General features: G+C 68.0%; 18 protein-coding genes and 1 pseudogene. 9 read left to right on the top strand and 10 right to left on the bottom strand.

Translation table 11 applies throughout. The annotated features are described in order from the left end of the window. Window positions 1-2,140: hypothetical protein (locus ACFYW7_RS38555; RefSeq protein ID WP_389511304.1), on the bottom strand; the 2,140-nt coding region annotated here is incomplete at its 3' end. Between ACFYW7_RS38555 and ACFYW7_RS38550 the strand changes: the two genes are divergently transcribed. Further along, window positions 2,133-2,330, top strand: coding sequence for a hypothetical protein (locus ACFYW7_RS38550; protein ID WP_389511300.1), 198 nt, complete (start codon window positions 2,133-2,135; stop codon window positions 2,328-2,330). The genes ACFYW7_RS38555 and ACFYW7_RS38550 overlap by 8 nt on opposite strands. 689 nt (window positions 2,331-3,019) lie before the next feature. Here ACFYW7_RS38550 and ACFYW7_RS38545 read toward each other — a convergent pair. Continuing rightward, window positions 3,020-3,787, bottom strand: coding sequence for an IS5 family transposase (locus ACFYW7_RS38545; protein WP_389511298.1), 768 nt, complete (start codon window positions 3,785-3,787; stop codon window positions 3,020-3,022). Between the two features lie 300 nt (window positions 3,788-4,087). Between ACFYW7_RS38545 and ACFYW7_RS38540 the strand changes: the two genes are divergently transcribed. Continuing rightward, window positions 4,088-4,669: a hypothetical protein gene (locus ACFYW7_RS38540; protein ID WP_389511296.1), complete on the top strand. Its 582-nt coding sequence runs from the start codon at window positions 4,088-4,090 to the stop codon at window positions 4,667-4,669. 104 nt (window positions 4,670-4,773) lie between these two features. Here ACFYW7_RS38540 and ACFYW7_RS38535 read toward each other — a convergent pair whose 3' ends face one another. Then, window positions 4,774-7,446, bottom strand: a complete 2,673-nt coding sequence (locus tag ACFYW7_RS38535) for a hypothetical protein (protein WP_389511294.1) — start codon at window positions 7,444-7,446, stop codon at window positions 4,774-4,776. 209 nt (window positions 7,447-7,655) lie between these two features. Then, the gene (locus ACFYW7_RS38530) at window positions 7,656-8,501 is read right to left on the bottom strand and encodes a hypothetical protein (protein ID WP_389511292.1); all 846 of its coding nucleotides are present in this window, start codon (window positions 8,499-8,501) and stop codon (window positions 7,656-7,658) included. Window positions 8,502-8,944: 443 nt separating this feature from the next. Here ACFYW7_RS38530 and ACFYW7_RS38525 point away from each other — a divergent pair, with 443 nt between their 5' ends. After that, a complete protein-coding gene (locus ACFYW7_RS38525; protein WP_389511290.1) occupies window positions 8,945-10,918 on the top strand; it encodes an Ig-like domain repeat protein in 1,974 nt (657 codons plus the stop codon). A 142-nt stretch (window positions 10,919-11,060) separates the two neighbouring features. Further along, window positions 11,061-11,532, top strand: a pseudogene (locus tag ACFYW7_RS38520) (NUDIX hydrolase). Between the two features lie 199 nt (window positions 11,533-11,731). Here ACFYW7_RS38520 and ACFYW7_RS38515 read toward each other — a convergent pair. From ACFYW7_RS38515 to ACFYW7_RS38505, 3 genes are all read right to left on the bottom strand, one after another. After that, window positions 11,732-12,208: a hypothetical protein gene (locus ACFYW7_RS38515; RefSeq protein WP_389511288.1), complete on the bottom strand. Its 477-nt coding sequence runs from the start codon at window positions 12,206-12,208 to the stop codon at window positions 11,732-11,734. Between the two features lie 130 nt (window positions 12,209-12,338). Further along, window positions 12,339-12,506 (bottom strand): hypothetical protein, encoded by a 168-nt coding sequence (locus ACFYW7_RS38510; RefSeq protein WP_389511286.1) that lies wholly within the window; start codon window positions 12,504-12,506, stop codon window positions 12,339-12,341. 37 nt (window positions 12,507-12,543) lie between these two features. Beyond that, entirely contained in the window at window positions 12,544-12,783 is a 240-nt protein-coding gene (locus ACFYW7_RS38505) for a hypothetical protein (protein ID WP_389511284.1), read from the bottom strand. Between the two features lie 294 nt (window positions 12,784-13,077). Here ACFYW7_RS38505 and ACFYW7_RS38500 point away from each other — a divergent pair, with 294 nt between their 5' ends. Continuing rightward, window positions 13,078-13,986 (top strand): MerR family transcriptional regulator, encoded by a 909-nt coding sequence (locus ACFYW7_RS38500; RefSeq protein ID WP_389511282.1) that lies wholly within the window; start codon window positions 13,078-13,080, stop codon window positions 13,984-13,986. 308 nt (window positions 13,987-14,294) lie between these two features. Then, window positions 14,295-14,576, top strand: coding sequence for a hypothetical protein (locus ACFYW7_RS38495; protein WP_389511280.1), 282 nt, complete (start codon window positions 14,295-14,297; stop codon window positions 14,574-14,576). A 206-nt stretch (window positions 14,577-14,782) separates the two neighbouring features. On the opposite strand, the gene ACFYW7_RS38490 is transcribed toward ACFYW7_RS38495, so the two are convergent. The 3 genes from ACFYW7_RS38490 to ACFYW7_RS38480 form a co-directional block, all read right to left on the bottom strand. Then, entirely contained in the window at window positions 14,783-15,007 is a 225-nt protein-coding gene (locus tag ACFYW7_RS38490; protein ID WP_389511278.1) for a hypothetical protein, read from the bottom strand. Window positions 15,008-15,415: 408 nt separating this feature from the next. Continuing rightward, window positions 15,416-15,565 (bottom strand): hypothetical protein, encoded by a 150-nt coding sequence (locus ACFYW7_RS38485; RefSeq protein WP_389511276.1) that lies wholly within the window; start codon window positions 15,563-15,565, stop codon window positions 15,416-15,418. Between the two features lie 1,006 nt (window positions 15,566-16,571). Then, entirely contained in the window at window positions 16,572-16,760 is a 189-nt protein-coding gene (locus ACFYW7_RS38480; RefSeq protein ID WP_389511274.1) for a hypothetical protein, read from the bottom strand. A gap of 144 nt (window positions 16,761-16,904) precedes the next feature. Between ACFYW7_RS38480 and ACFYW7_RS38475 the strand changes: the two genes are divergently transcribed. The 3 genes from ACFYW7_RS38475 to ACFYW7_RS38465 all read left to right on the top strand — a co-directional run bounded on the left by ACFYW7_RS38475 (window position 16,905) and on the right by ACFYW7_RS38465 (window position 20,916). Next, window positions 16,905-17,713 (top strand): IS5 family transposase gene (locus ACFYW7_RS38475; RefSeq protein WP_389511271.1). Its coding sequence is split into 2 segments (ribosomal slippage): window positions 16,905-17,244 and window positions 17,244-17,713, totalling 810 coding nucleotides; the frame shifts between segments, so codons are not numbered across the junction. A 50-nt stretch (window positions 17,714-17,763) separates the two neighbouring features. Continuing rightward, window positions 17,764-18,569, top strand: a protein-coding gene (locus tag ACFYW7_RS38470) for an IS5 family transposase (protein ID WP_389511268.1) whose coding sequence is annotated in 2 segments (ribosomal slippage) — window positions 17,764-18,109 and window positions 18,109-18,569 — 807 coding nt in all. Because the reading frame shifts where the segments join, the coding sequence is not laid out codon by codon here. A gap of 208 nt (window positions 18,570-18,777) precedes the next feature. Next, complete coding sequence (locus ACFYW7_RS38465) at window positions 18,778-20,916, top strand: helicase-associated domain-containing protein (RefSeq protein WP_389511266.1); 2,139 nt, start codon at window positions 18,778-18,780, stop codon at window positions 20,914-20,916. The last annotated feature ends 69 nt before the right edge of the window (window positions 20,917-20,985 follow it).

Raw genomic sequence — 20,985 nt, 5'->3', positions numbered from 1 at the left:
GATCTCCGGCCTTCTCCCGCATCTCCGGCAGGAGGTGCAGCGCGTACGTGTGGCCGTGGTCGGCGGCCCGCCAGGCCAGGGTTTCGGCGCCCTCCCGATCTCCGGCCTTCTCCCGCATCTCCGGCAGGAGGTGCAGCGCGTACGTGTGGCCGTGGTCGGCGGCCCGCCAGGCCAGGGTTTCGGCGCCCTCCCGGTCCCCGGCCTTCTCCCGCATCTCCGGCAGGAGGTGCAGAACGCTGATGTGGCCGTGGTCGGCGGCCTGCCAGGCCAGTGATTCGGCGGCTTCCCCGTCTCCGGCCTTCTCCCGCATTTCCGCCAAGCGGTGCAGAACCTCGGTGTTGCCGTAGCCAGCAGCCTGCTGGAGAAGGAGTTCGGCGCCCTCCCAGTCCCCGACCATCGCCCGCATCATCACCAGGTGGTGCAGGGCGTCGGTGTGGCCGCGGGCGGCGGCCTGCCGGAGAAGGCGTTCGAAGCCTTCCTCGTCCCCGGCCTCCTCCCGCAGCACCGCCAAGTAGTACAGGTCGTGGATGCTGCCGTGTTCGGCAGCACGGCAGCGGAGGTGGTGGGCCCACTGCAGGCGGTGACGGTGCTTGGCTGCCCGGGCGAGGTTGTTCAGGTCGTCGGAGTGGGTGAGGCGAATATGGGCGGCGTACCAGAAGGAGTCGGGTGGGCAAAGGCCGCTGCGGGTACTACGGCCGTATTGTTCGAGGTAGTCGGCGAGCCGAAACTGTGGCCCCGCAGGCGGCGGGACTGGTCCACCGGTGGCAGGCGGACGCCGCGGGACTCGGAAGTTTGCAAGGCGCAGTGGAGCCTGCGTGCCATGGACCTCCTCAGCGAGGGCGGCGTAGGCCCGTTCCGCCCAATCGACGGTGAGTCGGTCGTAGTCAGTATCGGTGAGGTAGTCGGTGGCGGCGTCGGTAAGGAAAGCCTGTGGAAGGTGGAGGCCGACGCCGAGACGCCGCGCGTCCATCGCCGCCTCCAGAAGCGCTTTGGCGGCCGGGCTGGCGTGCTGGTAGCGGTTGAGGAGTTCGGGGGCGCCAGCCAGGTCTTGGGTCACTCGTCCATCGGTTCGGGCCCGGATGAGAGTGTCGGCCATCAGCCGGTCACCTCCCTCGGCGACGGCATCCGCGGCTGCCAGGGCAGCGGCGTCGAATACGTCGGGGACGGTCAGGGTGTGGCCGACAAGCAGTTCCCGCACCCGGCTGTGCGGGTCCTCCATGCCCGGTTCGGGCAGGGCCGTGAACTGGCGGGCGTAGTCGAGCCAGAGCGTGCCCAGCACGAGGACCGGTCCGCGCTCCGGGCTGATCCGCAGGCGGTGCACAGCCGCCGCGATCCGCTCCCCGACTGCCTGGTCGTCTAGGTAGTGTTGGGCCTCGTTCAGCCACACCACCGTGCGGGGCCGGACACGGTGCAAATCCTCCAGCGCGGCCTCGGCCCGGGTCGGGTCGAAGGGATGCCACAGCCGCCACCCCCGCTTGGCGAGCGGCTGCACGGCCTCCCAGCAGGCCCGGGTCTTCCCGGTCGATGAGGCCCCCACCAGGACCACAATTCGGCTGCGGCCGGCCGCCACGTCTTGCACCGCTTCGGCCAGCACCCGGTCATGATCACGCTCCACGTATCCGGGCAGGGCCCGGGTCCCGGAGCCCCCAGAGCCTGAAGCGGTCTGTCCGGGCCCCGCGGGGTGGACCTCCAGCTCGTGCGGATCCCACTCCGCGATCGGCCTGCCCGGCCCTGACTGCTCACCGCCCCCACACTTGCCGACTGCGGCCGCGTCCTGTTGAAGCGTCAGCAACTCCTCGACCGGCAGCTTCAGTACGTGGGCCAACGCCTTCACGGTCCTGTCCGAAGGAACCGGTCCGTCGGTCTGGAACGCCTCCGACGCTGTCGTACGGCCCAGCCCCGCCAGGCCGGCCAGGGTCTTCTTAGTCAACCGTGTGCGCTTCAGTCCGGCATCGAGTCTCCGGCGCAGTTCGGCAAGAGCCGGATTGTTCCTGTATTGCTCGTCGCGCACGTGCTCGCCCCCGGCCGTGATGTTGTTCGCCGTGTTCAATCTTTGTCCCGGCGAACACCGGCGCACACGACTTCCGCGACCTTCGATCACGCCAACACCCCACCGTGTACCGGGAGTCGCCGTGACCATTGCCGTTATCCTGCTCGCTTCCGGACTCGTCATCGTCATCGCGCTGCTGGCGGCCGCCGGCGCGGCCACGCTCGCTCGCATGGACGGCGCCACCTACCCCACCGCCCTCACTCGCGCCGCCACCGCCTTCGCTACTGTCATCACCCTCGCTGCTGCGGTGACCGCGGCCCTCGCCGCCCTGTTCACCTGAGCTGGCTCTCGATCGGCCCGGCCGCAACCTGCCGAGGCTGGCGGGGTGAGCGTGACACCGAAGAAGAGCGGGATCGTGGACGGAGCCCACTGCTGGACTCCAGCCCCAGTGCACGAGCTGCCACACTCGGCGGGACCTCCAGCACGGCAGCAACGCGATCCACCCACGAGGCGAACGCCTCACCCCGCTCCGGGCAGGGCACCACCGGCAGGCGACGGACCCGGGACACGGCAACAAGCCGACGGCCGGGCACCCCGAGTCCCGGCAACACCCGGCCAGGAGCCGGCGGCCTCACACTCCGCCACTTCACATGGCAGGCGAAGCTGCCCGGCCGGACGCACAAGGAGCGGCGCTGCTGAGCGGCAGTGGGGCTACCGTCCCAGGATCGGGATTCGGATGAGGGGTGCATGCGCGCGAAGGTGCCAGCCACCACGCCGCCGAACCGCTACCCGGGCTGTGAAGTCCACCGATCAGCTTCAAACGGGGCGACACCCGTCCGAGCATTCGTGCAACCACTCGACACGGCAGGCCCGATCGGATGATTCCCGCCGCGCGGCGCTATCGAACTCACGACCGCGCAAATGAATCTTCGGAAGCAGTTCAACAGTTCGCTTAGCGGCGGCAATCGCATCACAGAGAAGTGGCCGGGACAGCCAAGACAGGGGAAAACATCCACTGAGCTCTTTCCATCATCGGCCTGAGCTCGCCAGATGCAGGGTCAGGACGGCTTGGACCAGGCTTGTGATGCGGGTGGTCGAGCACCGCAGTTTGCGGAGGAGTCGCCAGGACTTGAGGGTGGCGACGGCCTGCTCGACCAGGGCCCGGATCTTGGCGTGGGACCGGTTGACGGTCTTCTGACCGTCGGAGAGCGTCTCCCAGCGTCCCCAGTACGGAACGCGGACTGTGCCTCCGGCACCTCGGTATCCCTTGTCCGCCCAGCACGTGATGCCGGCGTCCGTGAGCATGCCGACGATGCCGTGTTCACGGGCGGCCCGGACGTCATGGATAGCGGCGGGAAGAGCTGGCGATACCCACAGCAGCCGACCGGACGGATCGGCCAGAACCTGCACGTTCATCCCGTGCTTCTTGTGCTTCCCGGAGTAGAAAGGGCGGTCCGCGGCGATCCGGTCGATGGGCAGCAAGGTGCCGTCCAGCAGTACAAACGCCTTGGTCGATGCCGTACGGGCAGCCTCCTCGAGGGTCGGGGCGAGTGCGGCCAAGAGGTCGACAGCCTCAGCGACGTATCGGTAGGCGGTGGTGGTGCCGACACCGAACCCGGACGCGAGCTGGGCATAGGGCTGGCCGTTGCGGAGGTGGGCGAGTGTGAGCAGAGCCTGTCGGCCCGGAGTCAGGCGCCTCCACCGACTACCGAGCTCCCGGCGATGTTGGCGGAGCTTGGCGGACAGAAAGCGCAGGGCAGAGCTGGACACGTCGACGCCCGACGGGTACACAAGCACACGAAGCCTCTGGAGGAGACGGATTTCTTGGTCGAAGACCCGTCTAGCAGGGGCTTCACCTGTCTGTCAGCCCAACTGGCCTACGCATCTGCCGGGTTGGAGTCGACTCAGTTCCTCAAGACCCAGGTCGGCGGCCTACTCGCGACGGACTTTCTCCACCTCGACACCATCGGCCTGCACCGCTTGTACGCCCTGCTCGTCACAGCATCGTGGGAGCCATGCCGACGGCCGCCCCTCGGCATCGGAGTCCGCCGATCATTCCGGGCGACAGTCCGGACCAGCGGGTGGCACCATGCGGCCATGTGCGAAGACTGCCTGGCCGGCTACACACGCTGTGTCCACGTCACCGCTGACGCCGCCGACGCGTACCGCCAGGCCATGCGGCTGTGCGCGCTGATGGAACACCGCGGCGAGGAGGCGGAACTGCTGATGCTCCTGGAGAGCGTCGACGAGGTCCGCCGAATGGCGGCGGAGCTGCCGAACTCCCTCTTTGTGCACCGCCCTTACCCTGGCGCCCGACCTTCTTGCGGCGCCGGTGGCTGCGAACCGGACGTGCCGGTCATGGACGACCGTGAACTGGAGGCGCACCTGCCGCTCGAGATGTCGGCACGGTTCGCACCGGGGACGGCCGAGGACCGGGTCATCGCGGCACTGGGCGACAACGGCAACGCGGTCTTCCTCGTATGGCCGGGCCGCTGGCCGGACAGACCCGAGCACGGCCTGCACGGCTTCCGCCACGACGCGGTACAGGTCGCCTTCCGCGGCGACCACTCCGACCCTGCACTGCCGTCCGGCCAGCACGCGGTCCACGTCCACGTGTCCAAGGAGTCCGGCCACCGCGGCGTCGAGTATCTGGCTGCGCAGGCGGGCGTCCACCCGTGACCAACTCGGCGCTCGTGCACGCCGCCGTCCGGCCCGCATCACCGCACTCGTCCAAGCCGTCCTCGCCCTACATCTGACCAACTCAGCGTGAAGTTGGAAAGAGCTCACTGTCTGATCCGGCTCAGGACAGTGCCCATCTCAGGACGGGCCTGATGCGCCTCGCACCATGTTTTGACGTCCCGCATCAACGGCGCGAACCTCACCCGATCTTCCGGGGCGAGGCGTCGGGCATACAAGGTGTCGGCAAGGCTGTACGCGGCTTCCACGGACTTGAGATCGTCTCCTTCCCGCCCCGCTTCAATCTCGGAGACCAGCCAGGTGAAGTCGGCCAGAGCTTCCTCTTGGCTGCTGGATCGGCCATTCGGCGAAGGCGCTGTCGCAGCAGGTTCCGTCAGTTTCAGCGTCGAAGCCGTGTCGGCGGCATGGATACGGCGTTCGAGGTCACTGAAACCGCCCGAGAGGTCCTGCGGCAGCTTGCCGGAGAGCATCCATCGAAGGCCTTTGGCATGGTCCAGCGCGCGGCGGAGTTTCGCTGCCTCCTGGGGATCGCCGGGAAGGGGCAGAGTCTCGAAGACGGTCCGCAAGGAGCTGTGTGCCTCCTCGGATTCCCTCTCCCTGATCCATGTGCGAATCTCGTACTTCAGCGCCCGGAGCCGAAGCTTCTCTGAGGCGGACAGTCCGATCTTAAAAACCGCATCTGCCTCACGACCGATGCGGCGTACCACTTGGAGGTTGCCGGAAACCCTGCCATCGGCGAAGGACTGAGACAGATGCGTAAGGGTTTGCGATGCAACTTCGGCGCGATCCACAGCCACGGCGGGTACGGCAAGAGATCTCTTGGGCGGCTCGGAGTGAGAGAAGATCTCTTTCGAATTCGTCACAGCAGGCAGAGGAGCCGAAACAGCAGGGTGAGACGCAGCAGCTCGCGGCGACGCGGGAATGCGCCCGATCAGATCGTCGAGCCTCTCCTGGAGTTGCTTACCTGTGTCGCTCCAGCGACGAAGCGCATGATCATTCTTACGTGCCTCGGCATACTGCCGTACATGGGCCTCGGTCTCGGCCATGACGACAGCGAGGCGCTCTGCCCGGCGGCCTGTCGCACGGGCCGCAACCCGGCTCGCTTCCCCGGCTTTCTCCCGCAGCAGCCCCAACTGCCGGTCCGAGACACCCAAGCTGACGGCCTTCGGCTGGTTCGCAGGCGCGGATGAGGTGCGTCGAGACTCTGCGCCCGGCGCCAGGGCCCCGTTCGGGCTGTAGGTGTCGTGGATCTCGCGGATTGTCTCCGTGCTCCACTGCTGAAGAGCTGCGCCGGAATCCGGAGCATCAACGCCGAGCGAGCGCAGAATCGTGCTCAGGTAGTGCAGTTGCTTTTGTCCGTAGGCGAGGACGAGGACGCTCAGGGGCAGCGAGCCCTCACGCGCGGGTTGATCCGCTTCCACGAGCAGGTCGCGGAGCGTGCTCTCCGGTAGCTGACGCAGCCGTGTATCGAAATCGCGGGAGAGCTGTTTCCACGTTGTCGTACCCCGTCGGCGCGCGATCCTCAGCAGCTCCTCGCGCAGGGCCATCACCTGTGGAACGTGTACTGCTTGCGTCGGCGGCTCCACAGTGGTGGCCTGGGCCTTGGTGTTCTCCTTCTTCTCTCCGCGTGCAGGCGTGTTTTGCGGCGCGGGCATGCCGACAGGAGTATCGAATGCAACGCTCGGGCGCCACAGTCCGGTGCGCTCAGCGGCGATGCCGTTCATCCGCTTCACGACATCGGCGCGAACGGCCCAGTAGGCCTGCGTGGTCCCGACGGGGTCGGTGATCAGGATCCGTACGGCGCCGGAGAGCTGGTAGACGTAGTCATCGGCGGGCCGCGGTATGTCGGCAGGCAGCGACACCACTGTCCGGACGATGCGATTGGCGGTGGGCTTCAGATAACCGACGTAGAGGTGGCGGCCGCTCTCCTCGAACGGGGAGTTCGTCGGCGCCGCCGCCCCGCTGTCGATGGCGAAGACGAGTTGATCTCCGGCTATGGGCAGGCTGGTGGGGAGCGGTGCATTGCGCATGCCGCCGATGCGTATCTTTCCCGCAGCTCGCAGTTCTTCCAGGGCCGGCGTCGCGAGGCCGTCCCTGGTCATCCTGCAGGCGTCGAGGGGGTCCCAGATGATCGGCCGGTCCGCGGTAGCCGTGCCGATGAGGACCCGCCTGTCGGTGCTGGCTGTCTCGCAGCTGACCCGGAGGGCATACCCCTGACGCGCGACCATATCGCGGGTGATCGTGTTCTCCGGTCCAAAAACCCACTCCACGTGTCCTTCGCGGGCACCCAGGCTCTCGGCGGCCTTGCGCCAGCGCCGGTAGTCCTCGGGCCGCAGTTCGAACCGCAAGTGCTGCTCGGTGGCCCGCAGCCAGAAGTCGACCGCGTCGCCGGGACCCGTACCGAGGCTGCGAAGAGAAGCTTCGGCTGCGTGTCCCTGACGGGTAAGCCACTCCTTGACGTGCTGCTTGATGAAAAGGTGGTCGGCGCTGTCCACGCCCCCCGAGGGCCTGTGGCACGGCGCGTTGGTCCCGTAGCGGTCCGGATGGTGAGCGAAGTGGCAGACCTTGGTCTCGTACCGCTTGGTCATCAACTTCTCGCCGCAGCCGCCGAGGAGCGTTCCGCACCAGAATTCGTCCTGCCCGTACTGGCGCCGGAACTCGTCGAGGTTTTGCGCCTCCTCGGGGAGAATGACGGGCCGGTCTCCGTGTTTGCCACCCATGACCGCGGTCTGTATGAGTCGGGTATCGATCTGGGGCACCTGCGTTCCTCCGGCTAGCAGTTCATGCGACTCACGGAAATCGGTGTGCGCAGGGGGGTGGGGCGGGGCAGCGCTTCGGCGTAGGCGACCGACGTCCGGTTGCTGAGGTGTCGAATTCAAACCGGGAGCGGGCGACGCCGGTTTCGGTGACGCCCGCTCCTGAGCCTGACGCGGCCCGGCCGCGTGTGGAGCGGGGCCGGGCTGGGGTGTCAGACCTTGCAGAAGCCGAGGCTCTTGAGAGCTTGGTTGATCTGCCTGCCCTGCGCTTCGGTGGTTGTGACGTCCCTGTATGTGAAGCGTGAGGATGCCAACCGGTTGACGCTGGTGCCGCCGCCGTTGATGGCGCTGCACTGGTTGCGTGCGGCGTTGATGGCTTTGTCCTCGTACTTCACGATGTCCGGGTTGGCGGCTGCGAGTGCCCTGAGCAGCTCAGCGCGTTTGGCGCCGGTGGGCTCGGGGGGAATTCCTGCGGCCTTGAGGGCGGCCTTCTGGTCGGCGTCTCGCTGGGCCACTTCTGCCGCGGATACGGGGCAGGTCCGGCCCTTGTTCGTCGAGAACTCGGTGTCCCCGTCCTTGAGCCCGGTGGTGGCGGTTCCCATGGTGCCGATGGCGTACTGGCCGTTGGCCAGTCGATTGTCGAAGTTCTTGGTGCCGCCGGTCGAGCAGTTGATCATGACGTAGTAGCCGGCCTCTTTGGTCAGGCTGTCCGTCACCGCGTTGAACACGCCTCGGAGGTTCTTGGTGGTGCCGACCTCGACCACGACGTTTCGTTTGTGGCCGGTCTTGTCCTGCTTCACGACCTTGTAGTGCGGTACCTGGGCGGCGGACTTGGTGTCGCCCTTGCTGCTGTTGCCGTCCTTGGCGCCGGTGGTGCCGTCGGAGCCCCCGCCGACAATGCCGATGAGTAGGAGGAAGGCGAAGACTCCGAGACAGCCGAGGCCGACGGTTTTCCCGGTTTTGCGCTTCTTCGGCGGCTGGGGTGGGGGCGGCGTACCCCATGCGGGTTGTTGTGGTGCTCCCCAATGGGGCTGTTGCTGCGGGTGCTGCTGGTTCACGGGTTCCCCTGGGGCGTTGTGCTTGAGGGGACATCATCAGGCATGTGGAGAACAGGTGTGCATTTAGTGTCTCGGTTGTGACGTGAGGGGGTGCCGGCCGTGGGGATTGACCCGGATTTCGTCGCATGCTTGCGGTGTCGGCATGAAGTACCTGACCTGCAGCCACGTGACCGGGCACGGAGCACGACGGTTTGGGGCGTACCGAATGAACCGGTCCGCCCCAACGGGTCAGTTCCCCCGCCGGGCCCGCACCAGACCCCCGTTCTCGTGAGCGGAGCCACAGGGTTGAGGGCAGAGGAGAGCGCGGACCGGACGGGGGCCCTGTGCCGACTATGCCAAAGGCATGACCTACTCTTCGCTCACTGGCCACACGTACTCCGCAGTTCCCACACATGTCCGGGCGTGTCGGCATCATCTTTTCGTTCTGGGGGTTCGAACCAGCAGTGCGTGTGCACACCCTCGCGGCCACCACCACATTGGCGGTCCTCTTCAGTTCGGCGGTCCTCACCACCGCGCCGGCAGTCGCGGACACCACGGCGAGCCTGCCGGTGAAGCAGCCCGTCGACATCGTGGTGGACGGCGTCCACCAGCGGGTCTTCGTCAGCGACCCGAGCAACGGCAAGATTGTCGTCACCGACTACGCCGGGAAGGTGGTCCGTCAGCTGACGGACCTGCCGGACGTCGTGGGCCTGGAGCTGTCCGGCGACTCCGGCACGCTGTACGCGGCCGTGGCGGGCGCCGACGCGATCGTCGCGTTCGACACCGCGACCGGCGCCGAGACCGCCCGCTACACGGTGGGCGACAGCCCGGTGAGCGTCGCCCTGGCGGGCGGCAAGCTGTGGTTCAGCTATGGCGGGGCCCCTGACGGCAACATCGGCTCGGTCGACTTCTCCGGCGAGCAGCCCGTGGTCACCCTCGAGCAGGAGGGCCCCGTCTGGTACAACGCCCCGATGCTGGACGCCGCTCCCGGCTCCAGCACCCTGATCGCGGCCGCGACCGGTGGGAGCCCGGTGTCCATGGCCTCCTACGACGTCTCCTCGGGCACCCTCACCCGCACCACGTACACCAACGGCACCGGTGGAAACCTCGGGGACATCCAGGTCACCCCGGACGGCCAGCACGTCATCGTGGCCAGCGGCGCGCCCTACTACCACCAGGTGATCAGGACGTCCGACCTCACCGAGGACGGCTCCTACGCCAGCGGCGACGCCGGCCCGAACTCGGTCGCCATCACCCCGAACGGCACGGTCGCGGCAGGCGTCCACAGCTCGTACCGGCCCGACATCTATATCTACAAGCCGGGCGGCAGCAAATCCGTCCGGGAGTACGACTTCCCGGACACCGACTCCAGCTCCAGGGGCGGAGACGAACTCGCCGCCGCGGGCCTGGCCTGGGCTCCGGACGGCTCGCGGTTGTTCGCGGTGACGTACAACTCCTTGGGCGTGTACTCCCTACGGGTCCTGGAGGCGCCCACCAAGTCGGCCACCTCGATCACCGTGGACGCCCCGGCCACCGCGCCCCGCGCCAAGCAGCTCACCGTCAAGGGCAAGGTCTCCTCCAGGGTGGCGCTGCCCGCCGGCATCAAGCTGACGGCGACCCGCACCGACCTGGAGTCGCCGAGCGGCAAGGCCCTGGCCACAGTGACCGTCAAAGCGGACGGCAGCTACTCCTTCGTGGACACCCCGACTGTGGGCGGCAAGGTCAAGTACACGCTGAAGTACGCCGGCGACGCGGGCCACGCTTCCGGCACCGGCTCCGACACGGTCGAAGTCTCGCGCGCAACGACGTCCCTGACACTGAACAACAACGGGAAGGTCTACGCGTACGGCGCCGACGTGACGTTCACCGCGCACCTGGGCACGACGTACAAGAACCGCAAGGTGGAGATCTGGGCCGACCCGTTCGGCTCGGACAAGCCGAACACACTGGTGAAGTCCGGCACGGTCAACTCCAGCGGGAACCTGTCCGTCGTCCTGGACCTGAAGCGGGACGCCAAGGTCACGGCGAAGTTCCTGGGCGACGCCCGCTCCACGCCGAAGACGGTAACCAGCACGGTCGGCGCCCAGGTCAAGGTGTCGACGTCGGTGAGCGGGCACTACAAGACGTCATACGTGTGGGGCCACACCTACTACTACGTCAAGAAGACCAAGAACCCGCTGTTCACCAACACGATGACGGCCTACCCGGGCCGCAAGCAGCGCCTTCAGTTCGAGATCTACTACAACGGCACCTGGTACGGCAACGGTTCGAAGTACTTCACGCTGAGCTCGGCGGGCGTGTCCAAGGTGGAGCTGACCGGCGAGCACGACACGGGCTGGCGGATGCGCGTCCGCTCCTCGTACATCAACTCCTCGTCGGGCGACACGGTGAACTCGACGACGTACGGCGCGTGGAAGTACTTCACCTTCACGAGCTGAGACGCACGGGGCGCAAGCTGCAGCGGCTGCCCTGGGCCGGTTTCCGGCGCACACGGTCCTGGGCGCCCTATGCCGCGCCCAGGTACCTCCGTCTACGGCTCGAAGTCGGCAACGGAAGCCGGTGGCTGCCCCACTGAAAAGCATGACGACCTCCACTCCACCGCTGAGGGAAGCCGCCCGCGCCATCGTCCTCGACGCGGAGGATCGCATCCTGCTGCTGCGCTACGACGAGAACGGCGGCTTCTGGGCGACGCCCGGCGGCTCACTGGAGGACGGAGAGGACCACGGCGACGCTCCGCGAGCTGCGTGAAGAACTCGGTATCGACGCGAAGGCCGTCGAACTAGGGGCGCAGCTCGCCGAGCGCAGCCAGGATCACCTGGTCGGCGGGCGCGAAGTCCGGCAGGTGGAGAAGTACTTCCTTGCGCGCGTCTGCGCAGCCGACGTCAACCCGGCCCACGCCACGCAACCCGACAACATCCGCGAGCACCGCTGGTGGACCATCGCCGACCTGCGCGCCGCCCAGGAGACGGTCTACCCCGTGGGCCTCGCCGACCTGGTCACCACCACACTCGAGCACGGTGCACCCCTGCGCCCCGTCGTCCTGACCGGATGAACCGTCCCGAGACGATGCGGGAGCGCAGACTGCGGGCGTGACTGAGAACTGCCCAGCGAGATCCTGCCTGCCCTATGCCGCCGTACTCTGCGACGTCGACGGCGTGCTGCGGCACTGGCCCGCCGACATCGAGGTCGGGTAACGCCATAGGGGCCCGCACGTCGCCGTACGGTCCCCCGCGAGACGGTTGAGCTGGGCGCTACTTGATGGGGTGCTCGTCGAGCCAATCGGCGAGATCGTGAGCGCCGCCAAACACCTCGTCACGGTTCGAGCGAATCGCAGCGTGATCCACGCCCTCGCCCTCTTGCGCGCCCCCGAGATCCGAGCCCTCCGTCATGGCTTCTTCCATGGTGTCGATCATCGAGTACGCCTCGGTCCAGAAGTCCGCACTCACGGACTTCTCGCTGTTCATCGAGTGCCGCAGTGTCCGCGCCGACTTGATGAGCGCCGTCATCTCGCCCCAGCACGAGTCAGGCTCCATCGACTGGCAACTGTCGGAGTCGACCTTGTCCTGGAACACCTTGGACGCCTTGGCGAAGCTGGGCGCCGCCGCGGCGGGCTTCTTCGCTTGGCCCTTGTCGACGTCGGCGTCGCCGCCGCAGCCGCTCGCCGTGCTGATGACCGCGGCTGCCAGGGCGATGCCCGCGGCCGCTCTCCCCCATGTGTGTCTCCCCATGACGCGGGATCATCGCACGCACCCGCCCGGTTCCAAGATCTCGGAGAGTGGGTTAAGCCCCGTTCCTGCTGTTCAGGGACACGAGAAGGGGCCCCGGACGGTCGGCTGGGGCCCCTCTGTGCGGTGCGGGTCAGAGCTTGGTCGTCGATCGGCCGCCCCATGAGTTCTTGTTGGTGATGTTCACGACGTCCTTCCCGCGCGGGACGGGCGCGAGCTTCCACACCGCGAGCAGCAGCGCCACGGAGCCGATCGCGCTGCCCACACCGGACAGGGCCGCCGCGACCTGCGCCGCGCCCATGAGGAGATGCCGCCGCCGTAGGCTGCCGCCCCGACCCTCACGCCCGCGATCCGCTGCGCCACCGGGTCGACCGCCAGCCCCCGGGTGAGATCCCGCGGGGCGTCGCCTGGGGCGGCACCAACTGCGAGCGGAGCACCCAAATGGACCGGTTGGGGTTGTACAGGTCCTGGATAAGAACCATCGGGTTGGCCGGGTCGTGCACAACGACCTCGGCCGTGGCCTGGACGAACGGCACGGGCTGATAGACGTGCTGGGGGATCACAGACTCACCGGGCATGCGGCGCTCTCCTTTGCGACATCCCGTGGGTTCCCGTAGTTCTTGCCGGAACCTTGAGCCCCTGACCTGGGGCTTCTCTCTCGTTCGCGTGATCGCCCGGTCAGTGACGTGACTTCGGGATTCCTGAAGCTTTCTCGTCCGATCTGATCAGTCTGCAGTCTGGCCGAAGGCGAGAAGGCGCATGCTGTCGACGCTGGAGGTGGTGAGAAAACTCGGCAGAGTTCTGGAGAACTCACGGGATGCCGCACTGAGGCGCTTGAGTCTCCAGCCGCCGGAGGGTTCAGGATCTTACTCATGGACGACGAACGCCCCGACGTGCTCACCATTGGCCGGCTCGCGCACCGCACCGGACTTCCGGTACGTACCCTGCGCTTCTGGTCGGACGAGGGGGCGGTGCCGCCTGTGGGCCGTTCTGCGGGCGGCTACCGGTTGTACGACGCCGAGTCCGTGGCCCGCGTCGAGCTGGTCCGCACCCTGCGGGAGCTGGGCCTGGGGCTCGACGACGTGTGCCGTGTCCTGAGCGGCCGCACCACGGTCGCCGGGGTCGCCAGCGCGCATGTGGCCGCGCTCGACGCGCAGATCCGCTCCCTCAAGGTAAGCCGGGCCGTCCTGTCCACCGTGGCGAAACGGGGTTCGACCGTTGAGGAGACAGCACTGATGAACCGGTTGGCGCGGCTTTCCGCCGCCGAGCGCAAGCAGATCATCGACGAGTTCAAGGAGGAGGTGTTCGCCGGCCTCGACGACCCGCGCCTGCGCGACCGCATGCGCGCTTTCAGCATCGAATTGCCCGACGATCCCACACCTGAGCAGGTCGACGCCTGGATCGAACTGGCCGAATTGGTTCGGGACCCTGGGTTCCGCGCCCGGTTGCGCACATGGATGGAGCTCAACACGCCCATACCGGGGCAGGGCCGTCCCCCCGGGGCGTCCATCTGGTGGGCCAGGCAAATCGTGCAGACCGTCGCGGAGGTCCGAAAAGGCGGGGTCGCTCCCGAGGGGCCGGCAGCGGCCGAGGTGCTGTCCGAGCTGTTCGGTGACGCCGATCGGGCCGCCGTGCTGCGCAGCCTGGAAGCCGGGATCGAGGCAGGAGCGGAGCACTACCGCAGGCTCGTCGCCCGTGTGCGCGGGCAGAATTCGTCGCCCGACGCGACCGAGGAGCTGGAATGGCTGGCGCGGGCCCTGCGCGCCGCGGATCAGACCTGACCTGGTGCTCGACCTCGAGATCGCTCCACACTCCCCACCTGGATCGACGCAGTCGATGACAGCCAGCTCTACGGCCGAGCCGGATTTGAACTCCTCCGCAAGATGATCCTGCTCCAGTAACACTGCGCGAACAGCCGCCCACCCGTGGCAGGATGGCCTCATGTTGATCCGAAAGGGCGATGCCGCGTAGGCGTCCCAAGGCCGTCCGCGCAGAGCGGTGGCGGCCACGATGGCAGTGTTCGGTCCTGAGAGTCCGCGGTGTCTCCACGCAGACTCGTGCAGCGATCCGCCGGGTCGAAGACCAGGAGATGTGGCCCAACGCGGTCGCCAATGCGCTCTCGTGTTTCGAGCGAGCTTTTAACCAGCCGGGACGCTACCTGGACGTCTCCGAGTTCGAATCGCCCGGGGTGGGAGATGCCCGTGATGACCTCGAGTGGGCGATGCGGCACCTTCCTCCCGGAGCGCAACGGGACTTGGGCCGACTGATCACACGCATCGACGAGGAATTCGAGCGCCGCACCCTGCCCGACCCCAACAATATTGAGTTGGCGGTGTTCGGCTGGTGGTGGACCAGAATGCGAGAACGCTGACGGGCCCCCGGACCCGCGCCTTCAATCAAACGCCACCGTCACCCTCCGCGACCACTCCCCAAGATCTGTGCCAGACCCCGCTACTGCTCGATAAAGCCAGCCAGGTCGGGGCCGAGGGCGTAAAGGAGCGTGCCGTCGCTGGCGGTCGCCGCGTTGCCGGCCTTGCCGTAGGAGAAGCTCCACGGCGCCTCGGCGGTAAGGACAGCTCAGGCAGCACTCCACTGGTGCGCGCGGCCGCCGCGCCACTCGATCCACCGGGCGTCGTCCAGGATGCTGTCGGAATCCTGGATGCCCGCGCCCTCGAGGAACACCACCAGATCGTGATCACTGTAGGCAGTACCGAGGATCCCATCCCGGCCCGAGGAGTGCATGGTCACTCTCCGCCCGCCCGTGCGGGAGGGCGGGTGTACGACGATCGGTGCGCGGCTCACGCTTCCCAGCGTGCCCCTGACCGGCCCGCCCGGCGAGCCCGCCGCGGCAGTCAGGGGCTGTCACCGCAGCAATGGAAGCGGCACATCACGCCGGGACCGGACGTACGCGGGTCGTACAGCGCCCGGCCGCCTGCCCACCACGACAGCTCAGTGGACAGGGCGGCGCCGTCGTCGACCTCCTCCGGCCGCCAGTCGAGCAGTGGTCCGTCCAGCGGCCCACCTATAAGCGCGGCGTAGCTCTGCCACGGGGGCGGGCCGGGGTGAGGTCGTCGTGATCGCGGGCCTGGCCACGCAGCCATTCATGCCGACCAGCCTTGCAGCTACCGCCGAGACCACGGGGGCGCAGAAGGCGGCGGGCCCGGCCTGGGTGGGGCAGGGCCCTTGCAGGGCAGTGCGGATCGTGCGGGTCTACTGGGTCTGGATCGCGCAGCGGTCGATGAGGCCCTGGAGGTAAGCGGGCCAGTCCCGCTCCAGGCTCGCGGTGATGGCGGCGTGGACGTCGGCGCGAACCTGTGGGGTGAGGCCCTGCGCTCGCATCTCGCCGATAGCGGTAATCATGGCGCCCTTCACACGCACGACGCTGGAGCCTCCCCCCTTTGGGCCCGGTTCGGTTCGGCTCTGACAGCATCGAGAAGATCGATGGCGTGATGGTCCTCGACATTTGGGACGCTGTCCGCAGCTTGGGCGAGGCCGGCTCCTGAACCGGGCTCGCGCCGTGTTTGTACCGTCTCGCGGGGCTTGAGCGCGTCTCACCGGTGCTTGACCGGCCGGGCTTACCTGCCTTCTTACTGAGGAGAGCGAGCACAGTGTTATCCACACATGGTCAGCCGAGGTCTGAACGCCTGCGATCCTGACGTCATGACCTACCGCCGACCCCAGCGAGAACGTGCATTCAGGCAAGCCCAACGGACTCTCGCCTCGCGCCGCCGACCGACCCCGCCATACTTGATCGAGAACGTTGCAGCGCAGGTCGGCATGTCCCGTCTCACCGCAGAGCATCTCGTCCAGGGCTGGGGCATCGGGGTAGTACCACCCGCACCCGTCGACGACCACCAAATCTCGACCCGCTGACCACCTCGCGCGCCCCAGACCGCCCGCGCAGCAGTCGGTGTGCATCTGGCCAGGCCGCGATGGCAGTTCGGCAAGCTGGTGCTCCCCAGGTGGCGATCTTCGACCGTGCATCCGACCCCCCTCGAAATCGGATACCTGCCTCGTGGGCAACGGAGGCGATGGTGCTGGCCGCCGACCGCCACTTGGCGGCCACCATCAGGCGGAAATGCCCTCTCCTCCAGGCTGCCACCCCATGCCCTTCGCGGGGCTGATCCGGCCGCGACTGCCCTCTGGCCAGCGAGGGCCAGCCGGTCAAGAGCGCGAGGCAGGCCGAGCGCCGAAGTGACGGCGCCGACGAGCTCACCGCCAGGGTAGGCACCGGGACGGTCGGCGTGGACAGCGGCCGCGACGGGGCAGAGCGCGCCGAGCTCCGGCAGCTCGAGGGCAGCCAGAACAGCGGGCACCTCGACGGTCCAGACGGCCGGATCGGCGACGACGAGGCGGTGCAGAGCCATCACGTCGCCGACATCCCCGGCCCCGGCCAGCACCGAGGCCTCTGCTCCAGGCCCTCGGCAGCAAAGGCGGCACTCACCATGACCGACCCCAGAACGGGGATGGCGCGCGGATCGGCCAGACAGGCCAGCTTCGGGCGGCCCACCGCGTCCAGCACCGGCTCCCAGCCGACCAGCACACCCGCAGCCACCAAGGCGAGCAGCCCGCCAAGGCCGTCCACCCGGCCGTCGCGTCAGGCATCAACGGGCGTGGCGCATGCTCCTAACTGATGGTTTCAGAATGAAGTTCGTTGTGAGACTTGGCAGTTGAGTGTTGGGTCGGCAGGATCTGTTGGGTGCCTGCTGACCTTGTGCCTGATGATCTGTGGGAACGGGTGGCGCCGCTGTTGCCGGCTCGTCCGGCCAGGCGGCATCGGTATCCCGGGCGGTTGCCTGTGGATGACCGGGCTGCGCTGCGTGGCATCGTCTATGTGCTGTGCAAGAGCGTGAGCTGGCGGGACGTTCCCGCGGAGCAGGTGGGCTGCAGCGGGGTGACGGCCTGGCGGCGTCTGCGGGACTGGACCGAGGCCGGCGTCTGGCCGCAGTTGCACGAGGTGCTGCTGGCCGAGTTGCGGGCCGCGGGCCTGCTGGACATGGACGACGCCGCGATCGACGGCTCGCACGTCCGGGCGCTCAAAGGGGGGCTCACACCGGACCTTCGCCGGTCGACCGGGCCCGGCCCGGCAGCAAACACCATGTGATCGTCGACCGGCACGGCACTCCGTTGGCCATCTCGCTGACCAGTGGAAATCGTCACGATGTCACTCAGCTCATACCCCTGCTGGACGCGATCCCCCGCATCCGCGGGGTCCGTGGACGGCCACGTCACCGGCCCGGCCGCTTGTTCGCCGACCGCGGCTACGACTACGACAAGTACCGTCGGCTGCTCCGGGCCCGCGGCATCACACCGAAGATCGCCCGCCGCGGCACCCCGCACGGATCCGGACTGGGCAAGACACGTTGGGTCGTCGAGCGGACCTTCGCCTGGCTCCACCAGTTCAAACGACTCCGCATCCGCTACGAGATACGCGCCGACCTCCACCTCGCACTACTCCAACTCGCCTGCAGCATCATCTGCTTGAGACGACTACGAACCTCATTCTGAAACCATCAGTAAGAGGTCATCTCATTTGGAGTGTTCGGTAGGCTTCCGGTGTGGGGATCGTTGAGCGGCTGGTGCCGGATGAGTTGTGGGAGTTGTTCCAGCGGGTGGTGCCGGAGGCGCCGAGTCGGCCTCAGGGTGGTGGTCGGCGTCGGCACGGGGATCGGGAGGTGCTGGCCGCGATCGTGTTCGTGGCCACGTCGGGCTGCACGTGGCAGCAGTTGCCGTCCGCTTCGTTCGGGCCTTCGGGAGCCACGGCTCATCGGCGTTTCGCCGAGTGGTCCAAGGCCCGGGTGTGGGCGAAGCTCCATCGCCTGGTCCTGGACGAACTCGGCTCCCGCGGGGAGCTGGACTGGTCCCGCTGTGTGATCGACTCGGTGAACATGCGGGCCCTGAAAAAGGGGATCTGACAGGTCTGAATCCTGTGGATCGCGGCAAGTACGGGTCGAAGATCCACTTGATCGCCGAACGGACCGGGCTGCCCCTGTCGGTGGGTATCTCGGGTGCGAACATGCACGACAGTCAGGGCCTGGAGCCGCTCGTGCGGGGTATCCCGCCGATTCGCTCACGACGCGGTCCGCGCCGCCGCAGGCCCGGCAAGCTGCACGGTGACAAGGGCTACGACTACCGCCACCTGCGGCAATGGCTCCGCAGCCGGGGCATCACCCATCGCCTGGCCCGGCGCGGCATCGAGTCCTCCACCCACCTGGGCCGCCACCGCTGGGTCGTGGAGCGGTCCGTCGCCTGGCTCTCCGGCTGCCGCAGACTCCACCGCCGCTACGAGCGCAAAGCCGAACACTTCCTCGCCTTCGCCGCCATAGCCTGCACCCTCATCTGCTACCGCCGACTCACCAAATGAGATGACTTCTAAAGGGCCCTCGGCCACATCGGCTGGCCTCGGTCGAGGTAGGACCCGGGGAGTGCAGAGGTCTGCACTTTCTCATCGATCCAGGCGCGGTCAACGGTGAAGTACCTCCGAAGAACGCACCTGGCATGCCCGAGCCTGCTACATGTGGATGGCGGTCGGACCGCTGGGGACCGGGCACCGCTACCGAATGGGGCCTTGGTTGAGCATCGCGTCTGACAGCAGCCCGTCCGCCGGTGACCAGCTCTGCGATCACCTGCGTGCGCTCGGGTCCCAGGAGCTCGCGCAACTCCTGGCCGAGCGCCGGGATGCGCTCACCGAGCCGCGTCCGCGGACGCTGAATGAGATCGCCGAGCGGTTGCTGCGTCCCGGCAGCGTCCAACGGGCTGCCACGCAGCTGCTCTCTTTGCCGTGCGTGGAGGTTGCCGAGGCGCTCGCCGCACTTCCCACGCCTTGCCCCCGGCCCTTGCTCGCGTCCATGCTCGGGGTGTCCCTGAAGTCCGGAAAGCTGGCCGGCGACGGTGGGGCCGCCCTTGAGCAGGCCCTCGGCCGGTTGTCCGCCCTGGGCCTCGTGTGGGCTCGTGATGCGGCTCCCGGTGAGCCGGGCAGTCTGGTCATGGCGGAAGCACTTCGCGAGCTGTGGACGGATCCTTTGGGTCTGCGCAACCGGCTTGTCGGCTTCGAGACCGTCGTGGAGAACCTGCACGGCGAAGGCCTGGCCGCGGCCCTCAGCACCCTGGGCCTGACGTCCGAGGGCAATGAGAGTGAGCAGCGTGCCGTGCTCCTCGCCCACCACCGTGACGGTCAACGGGTGCGTGACCTCGTCGCCCAGGCTCCCGCCCCCGCCCAAAAACTGCTGAAGCATCTGGAGCAATACAACTCCACGACATACAGTTCGATCTCCCTGTCCTCCGACGGCCGGGAAGGCCAGGACTGGGCGGCCGCGCGAGCCCTGCTCTCGTTGAAGGAGCGGCCCGTTTCACCAGGTTCCTTCGGCTTCTTCGGGGAGCGGCGGCCGCAGTTGCCGGCCGAGGTGCTGATCGCACTGCGTGGACCGGAGCCGACCGCGCCCTTCCATCCCCGGCCGCCGCAGATCCCGCTCACGGCCGTCACCGGCAAGCAGATCACCGAGGGCGCCTCGGCCGCCGCTGTCACTTTCCTTGCCCAGGCCACAACAGTCCTGCTCGCGTACGTCCGGCAGCCGCCGACCTTGCTGCAGGACGGTGGCCTCGGCACCCGCGAACTGACCCGGATCACCAAGGCCTGCGGCTGTACGCCGGCTGCGGTCCGTCTCATCCTCGAATGCGCCCACGCGGCCGGTCTCCTCGCGCACGACAGTCAGCAGCGGATCCTGGCGACGACGGCGTACGACGCCTGGATGGCGCGCGAGCCAGCCGGGCAGTACGCGCAACTCGCCCTGGCCTGGCGCACGATGCGCTTCACCCCCACCCGGACCGCATCGATCGCGACCCGCTATGGCGGAGACCGTGACGCGCCGGACGGTCCGACCCCCGCTCTCGCCTCCCAGGTCGAGTGCGATGGATGCCTGGCGACACGTACCGCCCTCCTGGACAGCGCGGCCGCGCTCGGACCGCAGCAGGCCCTTGACACCACGGGCGATCTCCTCGGCGCCTTCGCCGACCTGCTCGCCTGGCACCGGCCCCGCGCCCGGTTCTGCGCCTGCACGGAGAAGTACTCGTACTCGGGAGAACGCGATCGCGACCACGAGAAGGCAGCCCTCGCGCCGCTGGTGCGCGAAGCCGAACTCCTCGGCGTGCTGGCACGGGGCGCGCTCAGCCCGCTGGCCCCGGCACTACGCCACCCCGATGCGGACCCGGCCCTCCAGGAGGCCGAACTCGCCGCATGCGCCCAGCAGGTGCTGCCGCCGCCGGCCGAGACAGCGCGTTTGCACACCGATCCGGACGTGACCGCGGTCGTCGACGGCGTGTGCTCGCCCCGGCTGGCCGCCCTCCTGGACCAGCTGGCCGACCGCGCCGTACGGCACCCCGCATCCCTCTGGCACATCACTCCGGCCTCGCTGCGCCGCGCCCTCGACACCGGGCACACCGCCGACGAACTCCTCCACGCGCTGCGCAGCATCACCGACACCACGGTCCTTCCCAAGCAGCTGACGGACCTCATCCGGGACACCACCGACGCGCACGGCCGAGTCCGCCTCACCACCCCAGCCAGCCTCCTGCACAGCACGGACACCGCCCTGATCGCCGAAATCGCCGCCAGCGGCCGGCTGGCCCCGCTGAGCCTGCGGGTGCTCGCCCCGACCGTGCTGACGAGCCCGCTCGCCGGTGACACGGTACTTAGACCGTGTCCTACGTGGTGAGGCGGACGAGTCGTTTGTAGCAGCACAGGGCGGCTGCGAGTCCGAGAAAGGCCAGGTAGTTGCGGGGAT

It is taken from the genome of Streptomyces sp. NPDC002580 (assembly GCF_042889485.1).
Lineage (GTDB): Bacteria > Actinomycetota > Actinomycetes > Streptomycetales > Streptomycetaceae > Streptomyces.
This window is presented reverse-complemented; position numbering and strand designations above follow the sequence as displayed.